The organism is Bradyrhizobium sp. Cp5.3 (assembly GCF_000426265.1).
Taxonomy (GTDB): domain Bacteria; phylum Pseudomonadota; class Alphaproteobacteria; order Rhizobiales; family Xanthobacteraceae; genus Bradyrhizobium; species Bradyrhizobium neotropicale.
The window spans coordinates 275,553-292,488 of record NZ_AUFA01000010.1 but is presented as its reverse complement, the minus strand read 5'-3'; the positions used below and the strand labels follow the sequence as shown (position 1 = coordinate 292,488).

Genomic DNA, 16,936 nt, shown 5'->3' with positions numbered 1-16,936 from the left:
CATGCTCTGGCGCAAGCAGGGTTTGCATGGCGAGCAGGGCGAACGGCTTGATGTGTTCCGCAGCACGATACGATCTATCGTACGACAATGCTTCGATCAGAACCGAAGCATGACCACGCAACGGAAGTCTAATGGCAGCGTTCACTCGGCAAAACATCGAGGTGGATCATGCCGGCAAAATCTTTTGAGCTGTACGCGCTACCGCAAGCAGGAAACGCGCGACGCACGCAAGCTGCCTCCTTGCTGACGCTCGCTGCCATGAGCCTCGGCTACGGCGTGGTGCAGCTCGACGTCACCATCGTCAACACTGCGCTCGATGCCATGGGCAAGACGCTCGGCGGCGGCGTCGCCGAATTGCAATGGGTGGTCAGCGCCTACACCATCGCCTTTGCCGCCTTCATCCTCACCGCCGGCGCGCTCGGCGACCGCATCGGCGCTAAGCGCATCTTCATGGCGGGATTCGCCATCTTCACCGCGGCCTCGCTCGCCTGCGCGCTGTCGCCCAATGCGGTGGTGCTGATCGGCGCGCGGCTGGTCCAGGGACTGGCGGCCGCGATCCTGGTGCCGAATTCGCTGGCGCTCTTGAACCACGCCTATACGGACAACCGGCAGCGCGGCCGCGCCGTCGCGGTCTGGGCCGCCGGTGCGAGCCTGGCGCTGACTGCAGGTCCCTTCGTCGGTGGCGGCCTGATCACGCTGGTCGGCTGGCGCGCGATCTTTCTGGTCAATCTGCCCATCGGTCTGACGGGGCTATGGCTGACGTGGCGCTATGCCGACGAGACCATGCGTGCGCCCTCGCGCGAGATCGACCTGCCGGGCCAGCTTGCTGCGATCGGCACGCTGGGCGCGCTCGCCGGCGCGATCATCGAAGGTGGCGCCGTTGGCTGGGGACGTCCGGCCGTGATCGCAGCCTTCGCCGCGGCGGGCATCCTCGGAGGCCTGTTCGTGTGGCAGGAGAGCCGCGCGGTACAGCCGATGCTCCCGCTCTCTCTCTTCAGTCACCGGCTGTTCGCGCTGACCGCGCTCGTAGGCCTTCTGGTGAACGTCGCGATCTACGGCCTGATCTTCGTGCTCAGCCTGTACTTTCAAAGGATCAACGGTCTGTCGGCGTGGTGGACCGGGCTTGCCTTCGTGCCGATGATGGGCGCCGTGCTGCCGGTCAATTTGCTGGCGCCGCGCGTCGCCGAACGCATCGGACCATGCCCGACGATCGTCGTTGGCGTCTGCATCTCGGCGCTCGGCTGCCTCGGCCTGCTCTGGATCGGCGCAGGGACACGCTACTGGTCGATCTGCGCACAGCTGATCGCGATCAGCGGCGGGCTCGGGCTGCTCGTGCCGCCGTTAACCTCGACATTGCTGGGCACCGTGGAGAAGGCCCGCTCCGGCATTGCCGCTGGCGTCCTGAACGCGACGCGGCAAACCGGCAGCGTGCTCGGCGTCGCGCTGTTCGGCTCCCTGGTCGCGGGCGAAGGCGCATTCATGGCCGGTCTGCATCTGTCGCTGGTCATTTCAGCCGCCGTGCTGCTGCTTGCGGCGACCGTAATCGGGCTCTGCGCGCCATCGCGGGCATGAACAGAACAATATGAGCCAGCGCACACATTCTCTGTTCACCATTCCGGTATGCGGTTTGTAGCCGGTTACCGACTGTCCACTTCTGTTGGCTCAAGTGCGGTCCAACAGGGGCCAGCAATGTACCAAGTTCTTTACTGTCTCACGGACGAGCACGACTGGCGCCTTGTGGCGCTCGCCGGCGCAGTGTGCCTGCTTGCCAGCGCGGCTGCGATCAGCCTGTTTCGCCGGGCGCGCGCGGCGCATGGAGGGGCCCGTGTGGCGTGGATTTCGCTCGACGCCGCTGTCGCGGGCGGCGGCATCTGGGCAACTCATTTCATCGCGATGCTGGCCTATGGTCCCGGTGCGGCAGGCGCCTATGACGTTCCGGTCACGGTCCTCTCGCTCATCTTCGCGATCGCCGTCACCTTCATCGGGCTGAGCATCTCGGTGTCGACGACGCGCAGCCCCCTGATCGCGCTCGGCGGCGCCGTCGTCGGCGGCGGTGTGGCGGCGATGCACTATACCGGCATGATGGCGCTCGATATCCCTGCGAACGTCACCTGGGCGACCGGCACCGTGACGGCGTCAATCGTTCTCGGCATCGTCTTCGGATCGCTTGCCTTGTTTGCCGCTGGACGAGGCGACAGTCTGTCCGGCGCGCTGGGCGCGACGGTCCTGCTGACTGTCGCCATCGTCTCACATCATTTCACCGCCATGGGTGCGGTGCAGTTGACGCCGGATCCCGCGCGCGCGATCGGCGGGTTGTCGATCCCGCCGGGCTCGATGTCCTTCCTCACCGCCAGTGCTGCGGTCGCGATCATCGCGATTGCCCTCGTGGCCGCGCTGCTCGATCGCCGCGCCAAGGGTGAGCTGGGACGCCAGCAGGTCGTGCTGGACACCGCGCTCGAGAACATGTCGCAGGGACTGTGCATGTTCGACGCCGACGGCAAGATCATCCTGTTCAACGAACGCTATGCCGCGATGCTCCGCCGCGCCGACATGCCGCTCACCGGCCGTCTGCTCGTCGATGTGCTGAGGGAAGAGCAGGCCAAGGGCCACTGGCAAGGCGATGTCGAGGAATTTTTCGCCCGCCTCGTGGTCGATGCCCGCGAGGGCCGCACCACGACCGACGTCGTCAAGCGTTTCGGCCGCTCGATCCGCGTCGTCAACCAGCCGATGCAGGGCGGCGGCTGGGTCGCGACCTTCGAGGACATCACCGAATGGCTCGAGGCGCAGGCGAAAATCTCGCACATGGCGCGCCACGATGCGCTCACCAATCTGCCGAACCGCATGCTGTTTCACGAGCGGCTCGAGCAGGGACTTCGCGTTGCGAAGGCGAACGACCAACTCGCCGTGCTCTGCCTCGATCTCGATCACTTCAAGGACATCAACGATTCTCTCGGTCACCCGATCGGTGATGCGCTGCTGCAGGAGGTGGGCCGCAGGCTCGCCGCCTGCGCCGGCGAGAACGACACTGTGGCGCGGCTCGGCGGCGACGAGTTCGCCGTGGTCCAGCTCGGCCGGTCAGAGGAGGCGGCTGCGGCGGTCCTTGCCGGTCGTCTCGTCGAGGTGATCTCAGCGCCTTACGAGATCGCCGACCATCAGATCGTGATCGGCGTCTCGATCGGCATTTCGCTGTCCCCGCAGGATGGCAGCAATCCGGACGAGCTTCTGAAGAATGCCGACCTTGCGCTGTACCGCGCCAAGGCCGACGGCCGCGGCACCTATCGGTTTTTCGAAACTGGCATGGATGCGCGCGCGCAGGCCCGGCGCCTGTTGGAAATGGATCTGCGCGCTGCGCTGCAGCGCAACGAGTTCGAGGTCCACTACCAGCCGATCCGCGACGTCGCCAGCGATCGCGTCGTCGCCTTCGAGGCGCTGCTGCGCTGGAACCATCCGCAGCGCGGCCTGATCTCGCCGCTCAACTTCATTCCGCTTGCCGAGGAGACCGGACTTATCGTGCAGCTCGGCGAGCAGGTGCTTCGCTCGGCTTGCGCGGATGCAGCGACCTGGCCGGACGACATCGGCGTCGCCGTCAATCTGTCGCCCGTGCAGTTCAAGAGCCCGAACCTGATTGCGTCCGTGGTCGATGCTCTGGAAGCCTCGGGGCTCGCGGCGAGCCGCCTCGAGCTCGAGATCACCGAATCCGTGCTGCTCCAGAACAGCGAGGCGACGCTTGCCACTCTGCACGAGCTGCGCGCCAAGGGCGTGCGGATCTCGCTCGACGATTTCGGCACCGGCTATTCCTCGTTGAGCTACCTGCGCAGCTTCCCCTTCGACAAAATCAAGATCGACCGCTCCTTTGTGTCTGAGCTTGCGACCCGGCAGGATTCCATGGCGATCATCCGCGCGGTGACAGGTCTGGGGCGCAGCCTCGGCATCGTGACTACGGCGGAAGGTGTCGAGAACGACACGCAGCTCGAGCTGCTGCGGCGCGAGGGCTGCACCCAGGCGCAGGGCTACCTCTTCAGCAAGCCGAGGCCGGCCTCCGACGTGGCGATGATGCTGGAACGGCCGCGGCTGCGCGCCTTGGCGTAAGGGTCACCCGCGGCGGAGCGCGAAATGCGCGCCGCAAAATGCCATCACGGCGCCGAGGCTGAGTGCAGCAAAGCCCGCGAGCACGGCGGAGCCGGTCGGGATCGTGCTCGGCGCGGCCGCCGCTTGGCCCGCACCGGCGAGCAGAAGCACGCCCACCGCGATCAGGAACTGCCGCATCCGCTGCGGGATCTGGCCCGACACGGCGCTATGCATCAGCGTCGCCGTGAAGTAGCCGCCGGAAAAGCCGACCGTTGCGATCAGCCACCAGGCGATCGCCGCGCCCGCCGGCATGAACTCGTGCGCGTCGAAGCGCCAGAGGCCGCCGAGGTCGAGCCCGTAACGCGCGCCCAGCATGTGAACGGCCAGCGCAAGCAGCACGCCGGAGATCACGGCGGCGCCGAGAATCAGGCGGCGCGGAAAAAAGGTCGTCTCAGCCATGCCTCGCTTGTAGGATGGAGGAGGGCGATCGCGCAAGTCGATCGCGGATGGGATCGGTTGAGAAGATGCAGGTTTCCGAAGCGCAGGCCGCTTCAGTCACGAGCTACGCCTACAAGGCCTCGCTGATCGGCTCGGCGCATCGCTTCGAACTGACCGAAGAGGGCCTGTCCTGGCACATCGCAGGCCGCTCCGGCCTGTGGCGCTATGAGGAAATCAGCGCGATCCGCCTGTCGTTCCGTCCCGTCTCGATGCAGCAGCACCGTTTTCGTGCCGACGTCAGCCGTGCCGGCGGCGGCCGTATCGCGATCCTGTCGACGAGCTGGCAGTCCGCGGCCCTGATGGCGGCGCAGGACAATGGCTATCGCGACTTCATCGTGGAATTGCATGCGCGGATGGCGAAAGCCGGCAGCCGAGCAGCGCTGACCGCGGGGCTCGGGCGTACAACCTATGCAGCGGCCCTTGCGCTTCTGGCGGTGCTGGCGGTGGCGATGACCGGGCTCTTGATCCGCGCGCTCATGGTCGGCGAATTCGCCGGCGCGCTGTTCGTCATCGGCTTTGCCGGCTTGTTCACCTGGCAGGTCGGTGGCTTCGTGCGGCGCAACCAGCCACGGAGCTATGCGCTCGATCGTCTGCCGGAGGCCTTGCTGCCTTGAGCGCGGCGACTCGCGCACTACTCGGTCGAGTCGAAATCCTCTTCCTTGGTGCCGAGCAGGGAGGCGATCGTGCGCAGGCCGGAATCGAGCTGCTCGGGCGAGGGCGGGGCGAGCGCGAGCCGCACGGCGTTTGGCGCGTGACCATGTGCGATCGCGAAGGTCGAGGACGGCGTCAGCGCGATGCCGCGCCGGGCCGCCGCGGCGACGAAGGTCTGCGAGCGCCAATGCGGCGGCAGCGTGAGCCACAGATGATAGGACCGCGTGTCGGCCGAGATCTGGTAGCCGGCAAGATGCCTCGCCGCGGCCTGCTGGCGTCGCGTGGCGTCGATCCGTTTCAGCCGCGTCAGCTCGGCGACGGTGCCGTCAGCCATCAGCCGCTGCCCGGCCGCGAGCGCGTGGCCCGAGGCGATCCACCCGCCGGTCCTGACCGCACTCATCACGCTCTCGCGCAGGCGGGGCGGTGTGACCAGGATGCCGAGCGCGAGACCGGGCGCGACCTTCTTGGACAGGCTGTCGAGCACCAGGCAGCGGTCCGGTCCGAGCGCGGCCAGCGGCGTCTCGTCGGCGAGGAAGCCGTAGACGGTGTCCTCGACGATGGTGAGGTCGAGCTTCTCGGCGACGCGCATGATGTCCGCGCGCCGCGCCGCATTCATGGTGACGCCGAGCGGATTGTGGATCGTGGGCTGGATGTACAGCGCAGTGAGGTGCGCCTCGCGATGCGCCTTCTGCACTGCGTCGGGACGCGCGCCGTACTCGTCCATCGCGATCGGGACGAGGGTGATCCCGAGCCGCGCCGCGATGCTCTTGACGTAAGGATAGGTGAGCGCCTCGACGCCGCAGCGGCCACCGGCCGGAACGAGTGCGGAGAGTGCGGCTGCAATCGACTGCTTGCCGTTGGCGGTGAAGACGATCTGGTCGGTCTGTGGCGTCCACTCCTTGCGCGCGAGATAGGCGGCCGCCGCATTGCGTGCGCTCTTCGTGCCGGTGCTGGTCGAGACGCGCAGCGCGGATTCGAGCGCGTCGACGCGCTCGAGCCCGGCAAGGCTCTTGGCGATCATCGCCCATTGCTGCGGCAGCAGCGGGTAATTGACCTCGAAATCGATGCGCGCATCGCGCGGCTCGCTCAGCGCCTCGACCTCGCGCTTGACGTCGCCCGAGATGAACGTGCCGCGGCCGACCTCGCCGACGACGAGCCCGCGGCGCAATAGCTCCGTATAAACACGGCTCGCGGTCGAGACCGCGATGCCACGGTCATAGGCAAAATTGCGCTGCGGCGGCAGCCGGTCGCCGGCCTTTAACGTCCCGTTAGAGATATCGGCCGCAATGGCATCGGCGAGCTTCACGTACTCGAATTTGGACATTATTGCACCGAGAGCAATGTTTTCCTTGCACCGAGGATTGTACTGGAGCATTTAAGTTCCATCAAGTTCCGCGATTGAACCGAGGAAAGCGAGAGCAATCCGAGGGCAACAAGGTGCAGGCGCCTCGCTGGCGTGTGCGCCAACGGCGTCGGCTTCGCCGCGCGGGACGACACGCCGGAGAAGAAGAATGACCACGATCTCGCAAACTGCCGGGCAGAGTTTACGCCCATCCTCATCGGGCGGATTTTTCCGCGCGCTCGCCAGCGGCGCCTATGCGCTGTTTGAGCGGCTGGAGCGCCGCTCCGCCATCAAGACGCTGAACGAGCTCGACGATCGCGCACTGCGCGACATCGGGATCACGCGCAGCCAGATCGAGGACGCCGTCTACGGGCAGGTCAAAGCCGAGCTGACGCGCTATCTCTGAGACCGCCGCGATCAGGCGATCGCGTACTGACCCCACGCCGCGCCAAAGTCTCGATCGTCCTCAGTGCGGTCGGACTTGCGGCGCGGCCTCGCAGCCGAACTTGCGGCGCGCCGGTGTCTGGCACCGACCCGCTGCACGCTGATGCGAAGGCGCGCGAGCAGCGCCGCAGCGCGCGCCGCAGCCTGCTTGACGAGGAATGCAATCGTCGCGGCCCGGCTCAGAATGCTGAGCATCAACACCACCGAGAAGATGTCGATATAGGCGATGAGATCTCCGGCCAGCATCAGCGCGGGCGGAAGCGGGACGCTGTGGTAATAGGCGATCAGCAGGATGGCCAAGGGGAGGAGGGCGGCCACCTTTCGCCACGTCAACCGATCCAGCAGTGCCGCGAACTGCACGACGAGCACCTCCCATAGCGCATCGCCGATCGCGAGCGGCATCTCATGGCTCCACTTGCGCCACCAGTTCTTCACGTCATTGCTCCGAGGTTAGTGCCGGACCACCAGCACAGAGCACTTGGCGTAGCGCACGACATGCCCGGCATTCGATCCCAGGAAATAGGTGCGCATCGCCGGCCGGTGCGAGGTCATGACGATCAAATCGGCCTTCATGTGGGCGGCTTCCTCCAAAATTTCGTGATAAATGCCACCCTGGCGCACCACGCTGGAGATGCGCGCCTCCTCGATGCCGGATTCACGCGCGACGATGGCGAGCGCTTCCTCCGAGGTCTGGCGCTGCTGCTCGTCGAAATCCGCCGGCACATATTCGGCGAGCATCACCGGCGTCATCGGTAGCACGTTGAGCAGCCGTATCGTTCCGCTCCAGGTCTGCGACAGCGTCGCTGCGGTCGCAATCGCCGGTTTTGCCAGATCGGTGTCGGCGAGGTCGATGGGCACCAGAATGGACTTGAACATCTGCGCCTCCCTCTCAATCAAGCTGGATCAACCGGTCGAGACGGCGCCCGCGCGTCTCATCCCAGTCGAAGCAGCTTGGGGCTGACGAACAGCACCAGTTTGCCGCGGCGGTAGGCCACGTCTTCCCAATCCTTGACGTCAAAGTCCAAGATCGCAAGTCCCGCGGTGGGCAGATTGTGGGCGAGCGCCTTGGCGCCGTCCGGATCGCCGCCGCGCATCAGCATCAGGGCCGCCTCGTGCATGCCGGGGTTATGGCCGACCAGCATCAGCCGCCTGGGATCGGCGGGAGCGGTTGCAGTGCGAACGGACTCCAGGATCTGCGCGGGGTCGGCGCCATAGAGTTCCGGCAGGATTTCGACCTGCGGCGCCGGGACGCGGTCCTTCATTGCCTCCCAGGCGAGGTCCCAGGTCTGCTTCGCCCGGGCGGCATGAGACACCAGCACGGCCTCGGGAAACGGCGGATGGGCGGCGATCCAGTCCCCTATCTGCGCCGCATCCCTGTGGCCGCGGTCGTCGAGCCGGCGATCCTGGTCGCGGCCGCTGGGTGCGTCAGTCTCGGTCTTGGCGTGACGCAGCAGCATCAAACGGCGCATGGCATTCTCGAATCGTTTCGCGTGCAGGATAATCTACAGGCGCGGGTTGAGGACAAGGTGACAAGCGCCCGATCGGTCCTTTAAGAAAACGACATGAGCGAGACTTTCACAAGCGTGTCCCAGGAAGAAGCCGGCCTTCGCGAGCGGGCGCGGCTGACGTTCGATCTCGATGCCGACATCTGCGTCATCGGCGCCGGCCTTGCCGGGCTCTCCATCGCGCTGGAGGCGGCCAGGCTCGGCGCCAGCGTCGCGGTACTCGAGGGCCGCCACATCGGCTGGAACGCCTCCGGTAACCAGCTCGGCACCGTGATGACGGGCTTTGCGCTGCCGCTTGCCGATTTGATCGAGCGTATTGGCCTCGAAGACGCTCGCGAATTGTGGGCGCTCTCGAAGGAGGGCGCCGAGTTCGTCCGCGCCAATGCCACCGAAGAGAACATGCCGGGCATTGGCGTCAGCAACGGCGTGCTGGAAGTGTCCAACGTCGATGCCGGCGACCGGCTGATCAGCCGCTTGCAGATGCTCAATGAGGATTTCGACACCGAGGTCGAAGGCTGGCAGGTCGATCGCGTGCGCGACGTGCTCAAGACCGATCACTACTTCCACGGCGTGCACTACCCCAAGGCGTTCCAGGTCGACGGCCGCAAATATGTACATGGCCTTGCGGCGCTGGCGCGGCGGGCGGGGGCGCGGATCTTCGAGGATACGCCGGTCGTCAGCATCGATCATTCCGGCATCCGCAAGCGTATCGTCACGCCGTCGGCACGGCTGCGTGCGACCCACATCGTGCTCGCTGGGAATATCCATCTCGGCGCGCCTTTGAAGCGCCTGTCGGAGACGCTGCTGCCGGTCTCACGCTATGCCGGCATCACCGCACCGCTCGGCGAGCGCGTCCATGACATCATCGCGTTCAAGGGATCTGTGATGGACTCCGACGGCGTCGACCATTTCCGCATCGTCGACGGCGACCGGCTGATGTGGGAGAGCCCGGAGACCACCTGGGCCGCGCGCCCGCAGCGTTTCGCCGGCGCCGTCAAGCGGCGGATCCGCAACATCTTCCCCGAGCTCGGCAATGTCGAGATCGCCGACATGTTCGGCGGCGCCACCGGCCAGACCGTGCACGGCATGCCGCAGATCGGCCAGCTGCGCAAAGGCCTGTGGGTGGCGAGTGGCTTTGGCCGCCAGGGCATGAATACCTCGGCCATGGCCGGGCAATTGATCGCGCGCAGCATCCTGTGGGGCGACGAGCGCTGGCGGCTGTTCTCGCCGTTCGAGCTGGTGTGGGCGGGAGGCGCGACGGGAAGGGTAGCCGGACAGCTGGTCGGGATCTGGGGCAGGGCGAGTTCCGCCGCCGCGGGCTCGCTGGCCCGGTACCGCGAAAAGGTGCGGGTCAAGGATCGTGAACGGGAGGCGCGGCTCGCCGAAGCCAACCGGGCTGCTGGCACCGGTCCGCGTCGCCTGCACCCAGGCCACCCGCCGGTACGGCCTGCCACACCGCGGGAACGGGCTCCAGAGGCGAGCAGGGCCGGGGAGGAGGAACCCGTCTCCCAATAAGTTGAGAAAAATCTCCGCCTGACAGTGTAACGTCGGCCGTTAGAGCCCGTATCTCAGCGCGTGGACTCCCTCGCGCACGGAGAAAGAGATGTTTGACCGCCGCATCCTGTTGACGACTGTCGCCGGCCTGTTCGGCCTTTCGGCCTTTCGCTGGCTGCGAGGATCGCCTGCCGAGGCGGGCGAGAAGACCGCGGAAAAGTTCGAGATCGAGAAGACGGAGGCCGAGTGGCGTGCCCAGCTCACGCCGCAGCAATATGAGATCCTGCGTAACCACGGCACCGAGCGGCCCGGCTCCAGCCCGCTGCTGAAGGAGCACCGCAAGGGCGTCTTCGCCTGCGCCGGCTGCGACCTGCCACTGTTCGCCTCCGACACCAAGTTCGAGAGCGGCACGGGCTGGCCGAGCTTCTACCAGCCGATCGAGGGCAATGTCGGCAAGACCGAGGATCGCACCTACGGCATGGTCCGCACCGAAGTGCATTGCCGCCGCTGCGGCGGCCATCTCGGCCACGTCTTCGACGATGGTCCGAAGCCGACCGGACTGCGCTATTGCATCGACGGTTTCGGGCTGGTGTTCCACCCGGCCGCGGCATCGGCAACCTGAGGCTCCTTTGTTTGACGCGTTTTCTTCACGCGAACCGGTAGCCACTTCGCTCGAAAACGCCATGTAATCCCGGCAATTGTTGCCGGCCCGGCAATTGTGCCCCGGTCAACTGGCCGGGGCCTGTCCATTTAAGTCATTGATTTACTAGGGATACCCGCATTGGCATAGGCCTTGCGACGTCTCCTCCGACTGCGGCCCTGGGTCGACCCGCCGCCGAGATCGGATTTGGAGACAAAGTTATGGGTATCTTCGATGCAATGAACACCTCGGTGGGTGGCCTGCAGGCGCAGTCCTATGCGCTTCAGAACATTTCCGGCAACATCGCGAACTCATCCACCACCGGTTACAAGGGCATCGGGACCAGCTTCGAGGACCTCATTCCCGACGCCTCCGTACCCAACAAGCAGGTTGCGGGCGGCGTCACCGCGCATGCCCAGGCTACCATCACCACGCAAGGCACGATCTCGGCCTCCAGCGTCGCCACCAACATGGCGATCACCGGCGACGGCTTCTTCTCGGTGCAGAAGGCGAATGGCGTCGTCGACAACGTGCCGGTGTTCAACGGCGTCACCTATTACACCCGCCGTGGCGACTTCCAGGTCAATGCCAACGGCAACCTGGTCAACGGCGCCGGCTACTATCTGATGGGCGTCGCGGTCGACCCGAAGACCGGCAACCCGCTCGGCAGCGTTCCGACGGTGCTGCAATTCCAGAACAACTTCATCCCGGCGCAGGCGACGACCTCGATCCAGTATGCGGCGAACCTGCCGACCCAGCCGAACACGGCGGCAAGCACGACGGCGGCGAGCGGCTCGCTCCTCGCGGCTGGCGGGCTGAACCCGTCCGATTTCGGATCCAACCCGCTGATCGTGGGCACGCCGCCCCCGCCCTATACGAATGCGAAGGTCTCCGGCGCGGCGGCCACCGGCAATCTGCGCTCGGCCTATACGTCGACGACCGCGACGGGCTCGGTGGCGCTGCTGAACAGCTCTTCGGCGGTGGCAAACAGCGCTACCTCCCTCGATCCCGGCACGACCCCGCATCTCGCCGCCTCGCTGGCCGGCCAGACGTTGACGATCAACAACGGCAGTGGCGCCTATACGATCTCCTTCGATGGCACCGCCACGGGCATCACGACGACCGCGACCAGCACCGTGATCGGTGTGAAGAGCGGTGCAACTACGACGGTCAATGATATCCTGAACGCGATCGCGACGGCCGGCGGCGCCGGCAACAATGTCACCGCCTCGGTCAGCACCAGCGGCAACATCCAGATCTCAAGCGGCACCAACGTCGACCTCGCGATCAGCGGCAGCGCGGCCACCACCCTGGGCCTCAGCAGCGTCACGCGCGGCGGCAACGTGCTGTCCACGCCTGCGATCACCGGCTCAACCGTGCTAGGTGGCGCTGCGACGCCGGGCGGCTCGGAAGTCCTTTCATCGGGCTTCTCGGTTGGGCCTCCCCCCGATACCATCACGGTGAACGGTAGTACGCTGACTTTCGTCAACACGGCCACGACGCCAGCTAGCCCGAACCAGATCAGCATCACCGACACCATCTCGACCTTGCTGCTCAAGATCGACGGGCTCAGCGGCGCGACGGGGTCTTCGATAGCCAACGGCGTGATCACGCTGAACACCGGTACCGCCAACCCCACCCTCCAGGTGTCGAGCTCGAACACCGCAGCCTTCGCTGCGCTCGGCTTCACGTCAGCCGTCTCCAAGAACCGCGGCGGCGGCGGCACCGCGGGTACGGGCACCGTGATGGGCAGCGACGTCACGACCTTCACCAAGGAATCGATCAGCGGTGGCGCGGTGACGGCCTACAACGCGGCCGGCACGCCGGTGAACCTGCAACTGCGCTGGGCCAAGACCGACAGCGCCTCGCTGGGCACGGGTCATTCCGACACCTGGAACCTGTTCTACCAGACCGATCCGAATGCGACGACCAGCTCGCAGGTCGCATGGACGAACTCGGGGCAGGCCTTCACATTTGCTGCCGATGGCTCGCTGACCTCGCCGAGCGGCTCTGGGATCACCCTCAACAACGTCACCGTCGGCGGCCAGTCGCTCGGCTCGGTCGCCTTCAACATCTCCTCCGGCGGGCTGACGCAATATGCCAGCACGAGCGGCGCGGTCACCATCAACACCATCACGCAGAACGGCTACGCCGCCGGTCAGCTCCGCTCGGTCGCGGTCAGCAACAACGGCCTGGTGGTCGGCACCTTCTCCAACGGCCAGAACCTCGATCTCGCTTCGGTGACGCTGTCCCACTTCAACGGCACCAACTACCTGAAGGCGATGGATGGCGGCGCCTACGCCGTGACCGACCAGTCGGGCCCGGCGATCGCCGGCGCCTCAGGCACCATCAGCGGCTCGTCGCTGGAGGGATCCAACACCGACATCGCCGACGAATTCACCAAGCTGATCGTGACCCAGCAGGCCTATTCGGCCAACACCAAGGTGATCACGACGGCGAATTCGATGGTGCAGGACCTCTTGAACGTGTTGCGCTGATCGGCGCGTAACGTAACCAAAGGCGGCAAGTAACATGGGTTTGAGTTCAGCCCTTGCCAGCGCGATGAGCGGCCTGCGTGCCAACCAGGCCGCGCTCTCGATCGTCTCCTCGAACGTCGCAAATTCGCAGACGCCGGGCTACGTCGCCCAGACGCCGAACCAGATCGAGGTCTCCACCGGCGAGTTCGGCTCGACGGCGATGACGACCGGCGTCAGCCGGGAGCTCGACACCTTTGTGCAGAACCAGCTGCGCACCGAGACCGGTGGCAGCGGCTACGCCGACCAGATGGCCAACATTCTGAAGCAGCTTCAGAATGTCTACGGCACGCCCGGCAATGACGGAACGCTCGAAACCGCGCTGAACAATTTCACCTCGTCGCTGCAGGCGCTGTCGACGAGCGCCGGCTCGTCGTCGGCGCAGAGGGTTGCTCTCGGTGCGGCGCAGACGCTGGCGCAGCAGCTCAACACCACCACCAAGGGTATCCAGTCGCTTCGCTCCAATGTCGAGCAGGATCTCGGCACCTCGGCGCAGCAGGCGAACGCGGCGATGCAGAAGGTCGCCGACATCAACACCAAGCTGCAGGGCCTGTCACCGAACGATCCATCGGCCGCCACGCTGATGGATCAGCGCGACCAGGCCATCAACACGCTATCGAAATACGTCGACGTGCGCGTCGTCACCGACGGTTCGAACCAGGCCAATATCTTCACCAACACCGGCATCCAGCTCGTCGGCGCCGGGCTTGCCTCGCAATTCTCCTTTGCACCGGCAGGCGCGCTCACGGCGACCTCGCTCTACAACGCCGATCCGTCCAAGTCCGGCGTCGGCGCGTTCACCATCAAGCTGCCGAACGGCTCGCAGGTCGACGTCGCCGCCAATGACGTCGTCTCCTCCGGCCAGATCGCGGCCGATCTGAAGCTGCGCGACCAGACGCTGGTGCAGGCGCAGAACCAGATCGACCAGCTTGCCGCGACGATGTCGAGCGCGCTGTCCGACAAGACGACGGCCGGCAGCACGGTCTCCGGCCCGCCGGCCGGCTTCGACGTCGACCTCGCCGGTGCGCAGCCCGGCAATACCGTCAACATCACCTATACGGACACGACGACCAACACCCAGCGTCAGATCACGCTGATCAACGTCACCGATCCGGCGGCGCTGCCGCTCCAGAACGCCACCAATGCCAACCCGATGCAGGTCGGCGTGAACTTCTCCGGCGGCATGGGCGCGATCGCCGCCGCGCTCAACACCGCACTTGCCGGCACGCATCTGACGTTCTCCGCCGCGCCGTCGCCGGCCACTGCCACCACGCTGCGGATCACCGATGACAACACTGGCTTCACCAAGGTCAATTCGTCGTCCAGCACCAAGACGATCTCCTCGCTGACCTCGGGCAATCCGCAATTGCCGCTGTTCACGGACGGTGGACAGGCGCTGTATACCGGCGCGATCACGGCATCGGGCTCGCAGATGACCGGCCTTGGCGGCCGCATCGCCGTCAACACGTCGCTGGTGACCGACCCGACCCGGCTGTCGGTCTACAACACCTCGCCGGTGACGCCGGCCGGCGACACCACGCGATCGGACTATCTTTACTCGCAGCTCACCACGGCGGTGTTCTCCTATTCGCCGCAGACCGGCCTCGGCTCGGCGAGCCAGCCTTTTGCCGGCAGCGTCTCGAACTACCTCCAGCAGTTCCTGAGCGTCCAGAGCAACGCGTCGACGCAGGCGACCCAGCTTCAGCAAGGGCAGAGCGTCGTGGTGTCGACGCTCCAGGCCAAGTTCAACTCGACCTCCAGCGTCAACATCGACTCGGAGATGTCGAACCTGATCCAACTCCAGAATGCCTATGCCGCCAACGCCCACGTCATGTCGGTGGTGCAGAGCATGATGAACACCTTGATCCAGGCTCAAGTGTAACCAGTACAAGGCTCTGAAAGATGTCGATCAGCAGTATCAACTACTCCTCGTCGGTCCTCGGCGCGCAGATCCGCAACATCAATCAGCAGCTCACCGACCTGTCGACGCAGCTCTCCACGGGCAAGCTGTCGCAGAATTATTCGGGCATGGGAGCCAACGAAGGCTTTGCGATCGCCTCGCGGGCGCAGCTTTCCAACATCGCGGCCTATACCGACACGATCACCAACGTCAACGTCAACATCAACCTCGCCAACACCGCGCTGCAATCGCTGACGACGATCCGCAATACGGTGCAGAAGGGCTCCGCCAGCACGGCGCAGGATCTCAACGTCAACGGACAGACCGTCGCGCAGAATACCGCTGCCGCCCAGTTCGGCTCGATGGTCGGCGTGCTCAACACGCAGTCCGGCAACCGCTATCTGTTCTCCGGAACCGCGGTGAACACGCAGCCGGTGGCGAACGCCAGCGACATCATCAACGGCACCACCACTCAGGCCGGCTTCAAGACCGTGATGGCGGAGCGCCAGGCGGCCGATCTCGGCGTTAACGGCATGGGACGGTTGGTTCAGACGCAGACGGCAGGCGTGATCAACGTGGCTGAAGACTCTCCGACCTCGCCATTCGGGCTGAAGATCGCAGCGGTCTCCTCGACGCTGACCGGCGCAACCGTGACTGGCCCGAGCGGGTCGCCGGTGTCGTTCTCGGTCAACCTCAACGGCGTCAATCCGAACAATGGTGACAAGCTGAGCGTCCAGTTCACGCTGCCGGACGGCTCGACCGAGCAGATCGACCTGACCGCGTCCAGCGCGACGCCGACACCGGCGGGCAGCTTTGCGATCGATGCGAGCGTCCCGGTCAACCCCGCCAATACGGCAACGAATCTCAACACGGCTCTGAACACCGCGATCAAGAAGCTTGCCAACACGTCGCTGGTGGCGGCATCCGCGGTCACCGCCGGTGACAATTTCTTCAACACGACAAGCTCGGCGATGGGTGCTCCGGCCACCAGCCAGGTGCCCGCACCAATTACCGGCGCGACGCTGCTCTCCGGGCCGGCTTCGTCGGACTCGATCGCGCCCGGATTTGCCAATGGCGACAAGATCACGGTCAACGGCACGACCCTGACCTTCGGTGTCGATATCAACACCAATGACAGCATTCAGACCCTGCTCGGCAAGATCGACGCCATCACCGGCACCTCGAAACCATCGACGGTCCATGGCGGTGTGATCACGATCAACACCGACAACGCGGCAAGCCTCAACATCTCGAGCGCGAACACGGCGGCGCTGGCTAAACTCGGTTTCACCTCGTCCCCGATCACCGCCACACAGCCGCCGCTGCGCGTCGGCTCCTCGCCCGCGAGCTCCGCCACCACGCTGGTGAACGGCGCCGCCAACACCGTGAAATGGTACCGGGGCAATGACGGCCCCGGTTCGCCGCGCTCGACCGCCATGGCACGGGTCGACGATTCCGTCACGGTGCAATACGGCGCGCAGGCGGACGAGGACGCGATCCGCCGGCAGCTGCAGGCGATTGCCGTGTTCGGCACGTTCTCCACGTCGCAGACCGGGCAGTATTCGGGCGGGCAGGTCTCGGCGCTCAGCCTGCGCGTGACCCAGGCGCTGACGCAGCAGCCCGGGCAGCAGCGCATCGAGGACATCCAGACCGATATCGCCATGGCCCAGAACACGATGAAGGACGCGACGACGCGCCAGACCCAGGCCAAGGCGCAGCTCCAGACCATCATCGACCAGGCCGAGTCGGCCTCTCCCGACCAGGTGGCGAGCGAGCTCCTATCGCTCCAGAACGCGCTACAGGCCTCCTACCAGACCACGGCGAAGCTCGCGCAGCTCTCGCTCGTCAAGTTCCTGTAAG

The 16,936-nt window shown here is 65.6% G+C and carries 14 protein-coding genes; 9 read left to right on the top strand and 5 right to left on the bottom strand.

All coding sequences use genetic code 11. The features are described 5' to 3' along the window. Window positions 1-168 precede the first annotated feature (168 nt). Window positions 169-1,572 carry an MFS transporter gene (locus K289_RS0117270; RefSeq protein WP_027552683.1) on the top strand — a complete coding sequence of 468 codons (1,404 nt, stop codon included), beginning with the start codon at window positions 169-171 and terminating at the stop codon, window positions 1,570-1,572. 117 nt (window positions 1,573-1,689) lie between these two features. Then, window positions 1,690-4,089, top strand: a complete 2,400-nt coding sequence (locus tag K289_RS0117265) for an EAL domain-containing protein (protein ID WP_027552682.1) — start codon at window positions 1,690-1,692, stop codon at window positions 4,087-4,089. A gap of 3 nt (window positions 4,090-4,092) precedes the next feature. On the opposite strand, the gene K289_RS0117260 is transcribed toward K289_RS0117265, so the two are convergent. Beyond that, a complete protein-coding gene (locus tag K289_RS0117260; protein ID WP_027552681.1) occupies window positions 4,093-4,527 on the bottom strand; it encodes a hypothetical protein in 435 nt (144 codons plus the stop codon). Between the two features lie 65 nt (window positions 4,528-4,592). Between K289_RS0117260 and K289_RS0117255 the strand changes: the two genes are divergently transcribed. Next, window positions 4,593-5,180 carry a hypothetical protein gene (locus K289_RS0117255; RefSeq protein ID WP_027552680.1) on the top strand — a complete coding sequence of 196 codons (588 nt, stop codon included), beginning with the start codon at window positions 4,593-4,595 and terminating at the stop codon, window positions 5,178-5,180. Between the two features lie 17 nt (window positions 5,181-5,197). On the opposite strand, the gene K289_RS0117250 is transcribed toward K289_RS0117255, so the two are convergent. Next, entirely contained in the window at window positions 5,198-6,541 is a 1,344-nt protein-coding gene (locus K289_RS0117250; protein WP_027552679.1) for a PLP-dependent aminotransferase family protein, read from the bottom strand. 187 nt (window positions 6,542-6,728) lie between these two features. On the opposite strand from K289_RS0117250, the gene K289_RS0117245 reads away from it, so the two are divergent. After that, window positions 6,729-6,965: a DUF1127 domain-containing protein gene (locus K289_RS0117245; RefSeq protein ID WP_027552678.1), complete on the top strand. Its 237-nt coding sequence runs from the start codon at window positions 6,729-6,731 to the stop codon at window positions 6,963-6,965. A gap of 11 nt (window positions 6,966-6,976) precedes the next feature. Here the strand turns inward: K289_RS0117245 and K289_RS0117240 are convergent, their stop codons facing one another. The 3 genes from K289_RS0117240 to K289_RS0117230 are packed head-to-tail and all read right to left on the bottom strand — an operon-like array spanning window position 6,977 to window position 8,472. After that, window positions 6,977-7,405, bottom strand: a complete 429-nt coding sequence (locus tag K289_RS0117240; protein ID WP_245283939.1) for a hypothetical protein — start codon at window positions 7,403-7,405, stop codon at window positions 6,977-6,979. Between the two features lie 48 nt (window positions 7,406-7,453). Further along, window positions 7,454-7,879 (bottom strand): universal stress protein, encoded by a 426-nt coding sequence (locus K289_RS0117235; protein ID WP_027552676.1) that lies wholly within the window; start codon window positions 7,877-7,879, stop codon window positions 7,454-7,456. A gap of 56 nt (window positions 7,880-7,935) precedes the next feature. Continuing rightward, the gene (locus K289_RS0117230) at window positions 7,936-8,472 is read right to left on the bottom strand and encodes a histidine phosphatase family protein (RefSeq protein WP_027552675.1); all 537 of its coding nucleotides are present in this window, start codon (window positions 8,470-8,472) and stop codon (window positions 7,936-7,938) included. Between the two features lie 93 nt (window positions 8,473-8,565). Between K289_RS0117230 and K289_RS0117225 the strand changes: the two genes are divergently transcribed. From K289_RS0117225 to K289_RS0117205, 5 genes are all read left to right on the top strand, one after another. Next, window positions 8,566-10,023, top strand: coding sequence for an FAD-binding oxidoreductase (locus tag K289_RS0117225; protein ID WP_027552674.1), 1,458 nt, complete (start codon window positions 8,566-8,568; stop codon window positions 10,021-10,023). Between the two features lie 88 nt (window positions 10,024-10,111). Beyond that, on the top strand, window positions 10,112-10,624 hold the full coding sequence (gene msrB, locus K289_RS0117220; protein WP_027552673.1) for a peptide-methionine (R)-S-oxide reductase MsrB: 513 nt from the start codon (window positions 10,112-10,114) through the stop codon (window positions 10,622-10,624). Window positions 10,625-10,863: 239 nt separating this feature from the next. Further along, the gene (locus tag K289_RS0117215) at window positions 10,864-13,140 is read left to right on the top strand and encodes a flagellar hook-basal body complex protein (RefSeq protein WP_027552672.1); all 2,277 of its coding nucleotides are present in this window, start codon (window positions 10,864-10,866) and stop codon (window positions 13,138-13,140) included. A gap of 34 nt (window positions 13,141-13,174) precedes the next feature. Beyond that, entirely contained in the window at window positions 13,175-15,058 is a 1,884-nt protein-coding gene (gene flgK, locus K289_RS0117210; RefSeq protein WP_027552671.1) for a flagellar hook-associated protein FlgK, read from the top strand. Between the two features lie 20 nt (window positions 15,059-15,078). Further along, window positions 15,079-16,935: a flagellar protein gene (locus tag K289_RS0117205; protein ID WP_027552670.1), complete on the top strand. Its 1,857-nt coding sequence runs from the start codon at window positions 15,079-15,081 to the stop codon at window positions 16,933-16,935. The last annotated feature ends 1 nt before the right edge of the window (window position 16,936 follow it).

What these genes read in the sequence shown, in the direction of transcription:
- K289_RS0117270 (WP_027552683.1), top strand. Translation starts at nt 169, where the DNA reads ATGCCGGCAAAATCTTTTGAGCTGTACGCGCTACCGCAAGCAGGAAAC.
- K289_RS0117265 (WP_027552682.1), top strand. Translation starts at nt 1,690, where the DNA reads ATGTACCAAGTTCTTTACTGTCTCACGGACGAGCACGACTGGCGCCTT.
- K289_RS0117260 (WP_027552681.1), bottom strand. Translation starts at nt 4,527, where the DNA reads ATGGCTGAGACGACCTTTTTTCCGCGCCGCCTGATTCTCGGCGCCGCC.
- K289_RS0117255 (WP_027552680.1), top strand. Translation starts at nt 4,593, where the DNA reads ATGCAGGTTTCCGAAGCGCAGGCCGCTTCAGTCACGAGCTACGCCTAC.
- K289_RS0117250 (WP_027552679.1), bottom strand. Translation starts at nt 6,541, where the DNA reads ATGTCCAAATTCGAGTACGTGAAGCTCGCCGATGCCATTGCGGCCGAT.
- K289_RS0117245 (WP_027552678.1), top strand. Translation starts at nt 6,729, where the DNA reads ATGACCACGATCTCGCAAACTGCCGGGCAGAGTTTACGCCCATCCTCA.
- K289_RS0117240 (WP_245283939.1), bottom strand. Translation starts at nt 7,405, where the DNA reads ATGCCGCTCGCGATCGGCGATGCGCTATGGGAGGTGCTCGTCGTGCAG.
- K289_RS0117235 (WP_027552676.1), bottom strand. Translation starts at nt 7,879, where the DNA reads ATGTTCAAGTCCATTCTGGTGCCCATCGACCTCGCCGACACCGATCTG.
- K289_RS0117230 (WP_027552675.1), bottom strand. Translation starts at nt 8,472, where the DNA reads ATGCGCCGTTTGATGCTGCTGCGTCACGCCAAGACCGAGACTGACGCA.
- K289_RS0117225 (WP_027552674.1), top strand. Translation starts at nt 8,566, where the DNA reads ATGAGCGAGACTTTCACAAGCGTGTCCCAGGAAGAAGCCGGCCTTCGC.
- msrB (WP_027552673.1), top strand. Translation starts at nt 10,112, where the DNA reads ATGTTTGACCGCCGCATCCTGTTGACGACTGTCGCCGGCCTGTTCGGC.
- K289_RS0117215 (WP_027552672.1), top strand. Translation starts at nt 10,864, where the DNA reads ATGGGTATCTTCGATGCAATGAACACCTCGGTGGGTGGCCTGCAGGCG.
- flgK (WP_027552671.1), top strand. Translation starts at nt 13,175, where the DNA reads ATGGGTTTGAGTTCAGCCCTTGCCAGCGCGATGAGCGGCCTGCGTGCC.
- K289_RS0117205 (WP_027552670.1), top strand. Translation starts at nt 15,079, where the DNA reads ATGTCGATCAGCAGTATCAACTACTCCTCGTCGGTCCTCGGCGCGCAG.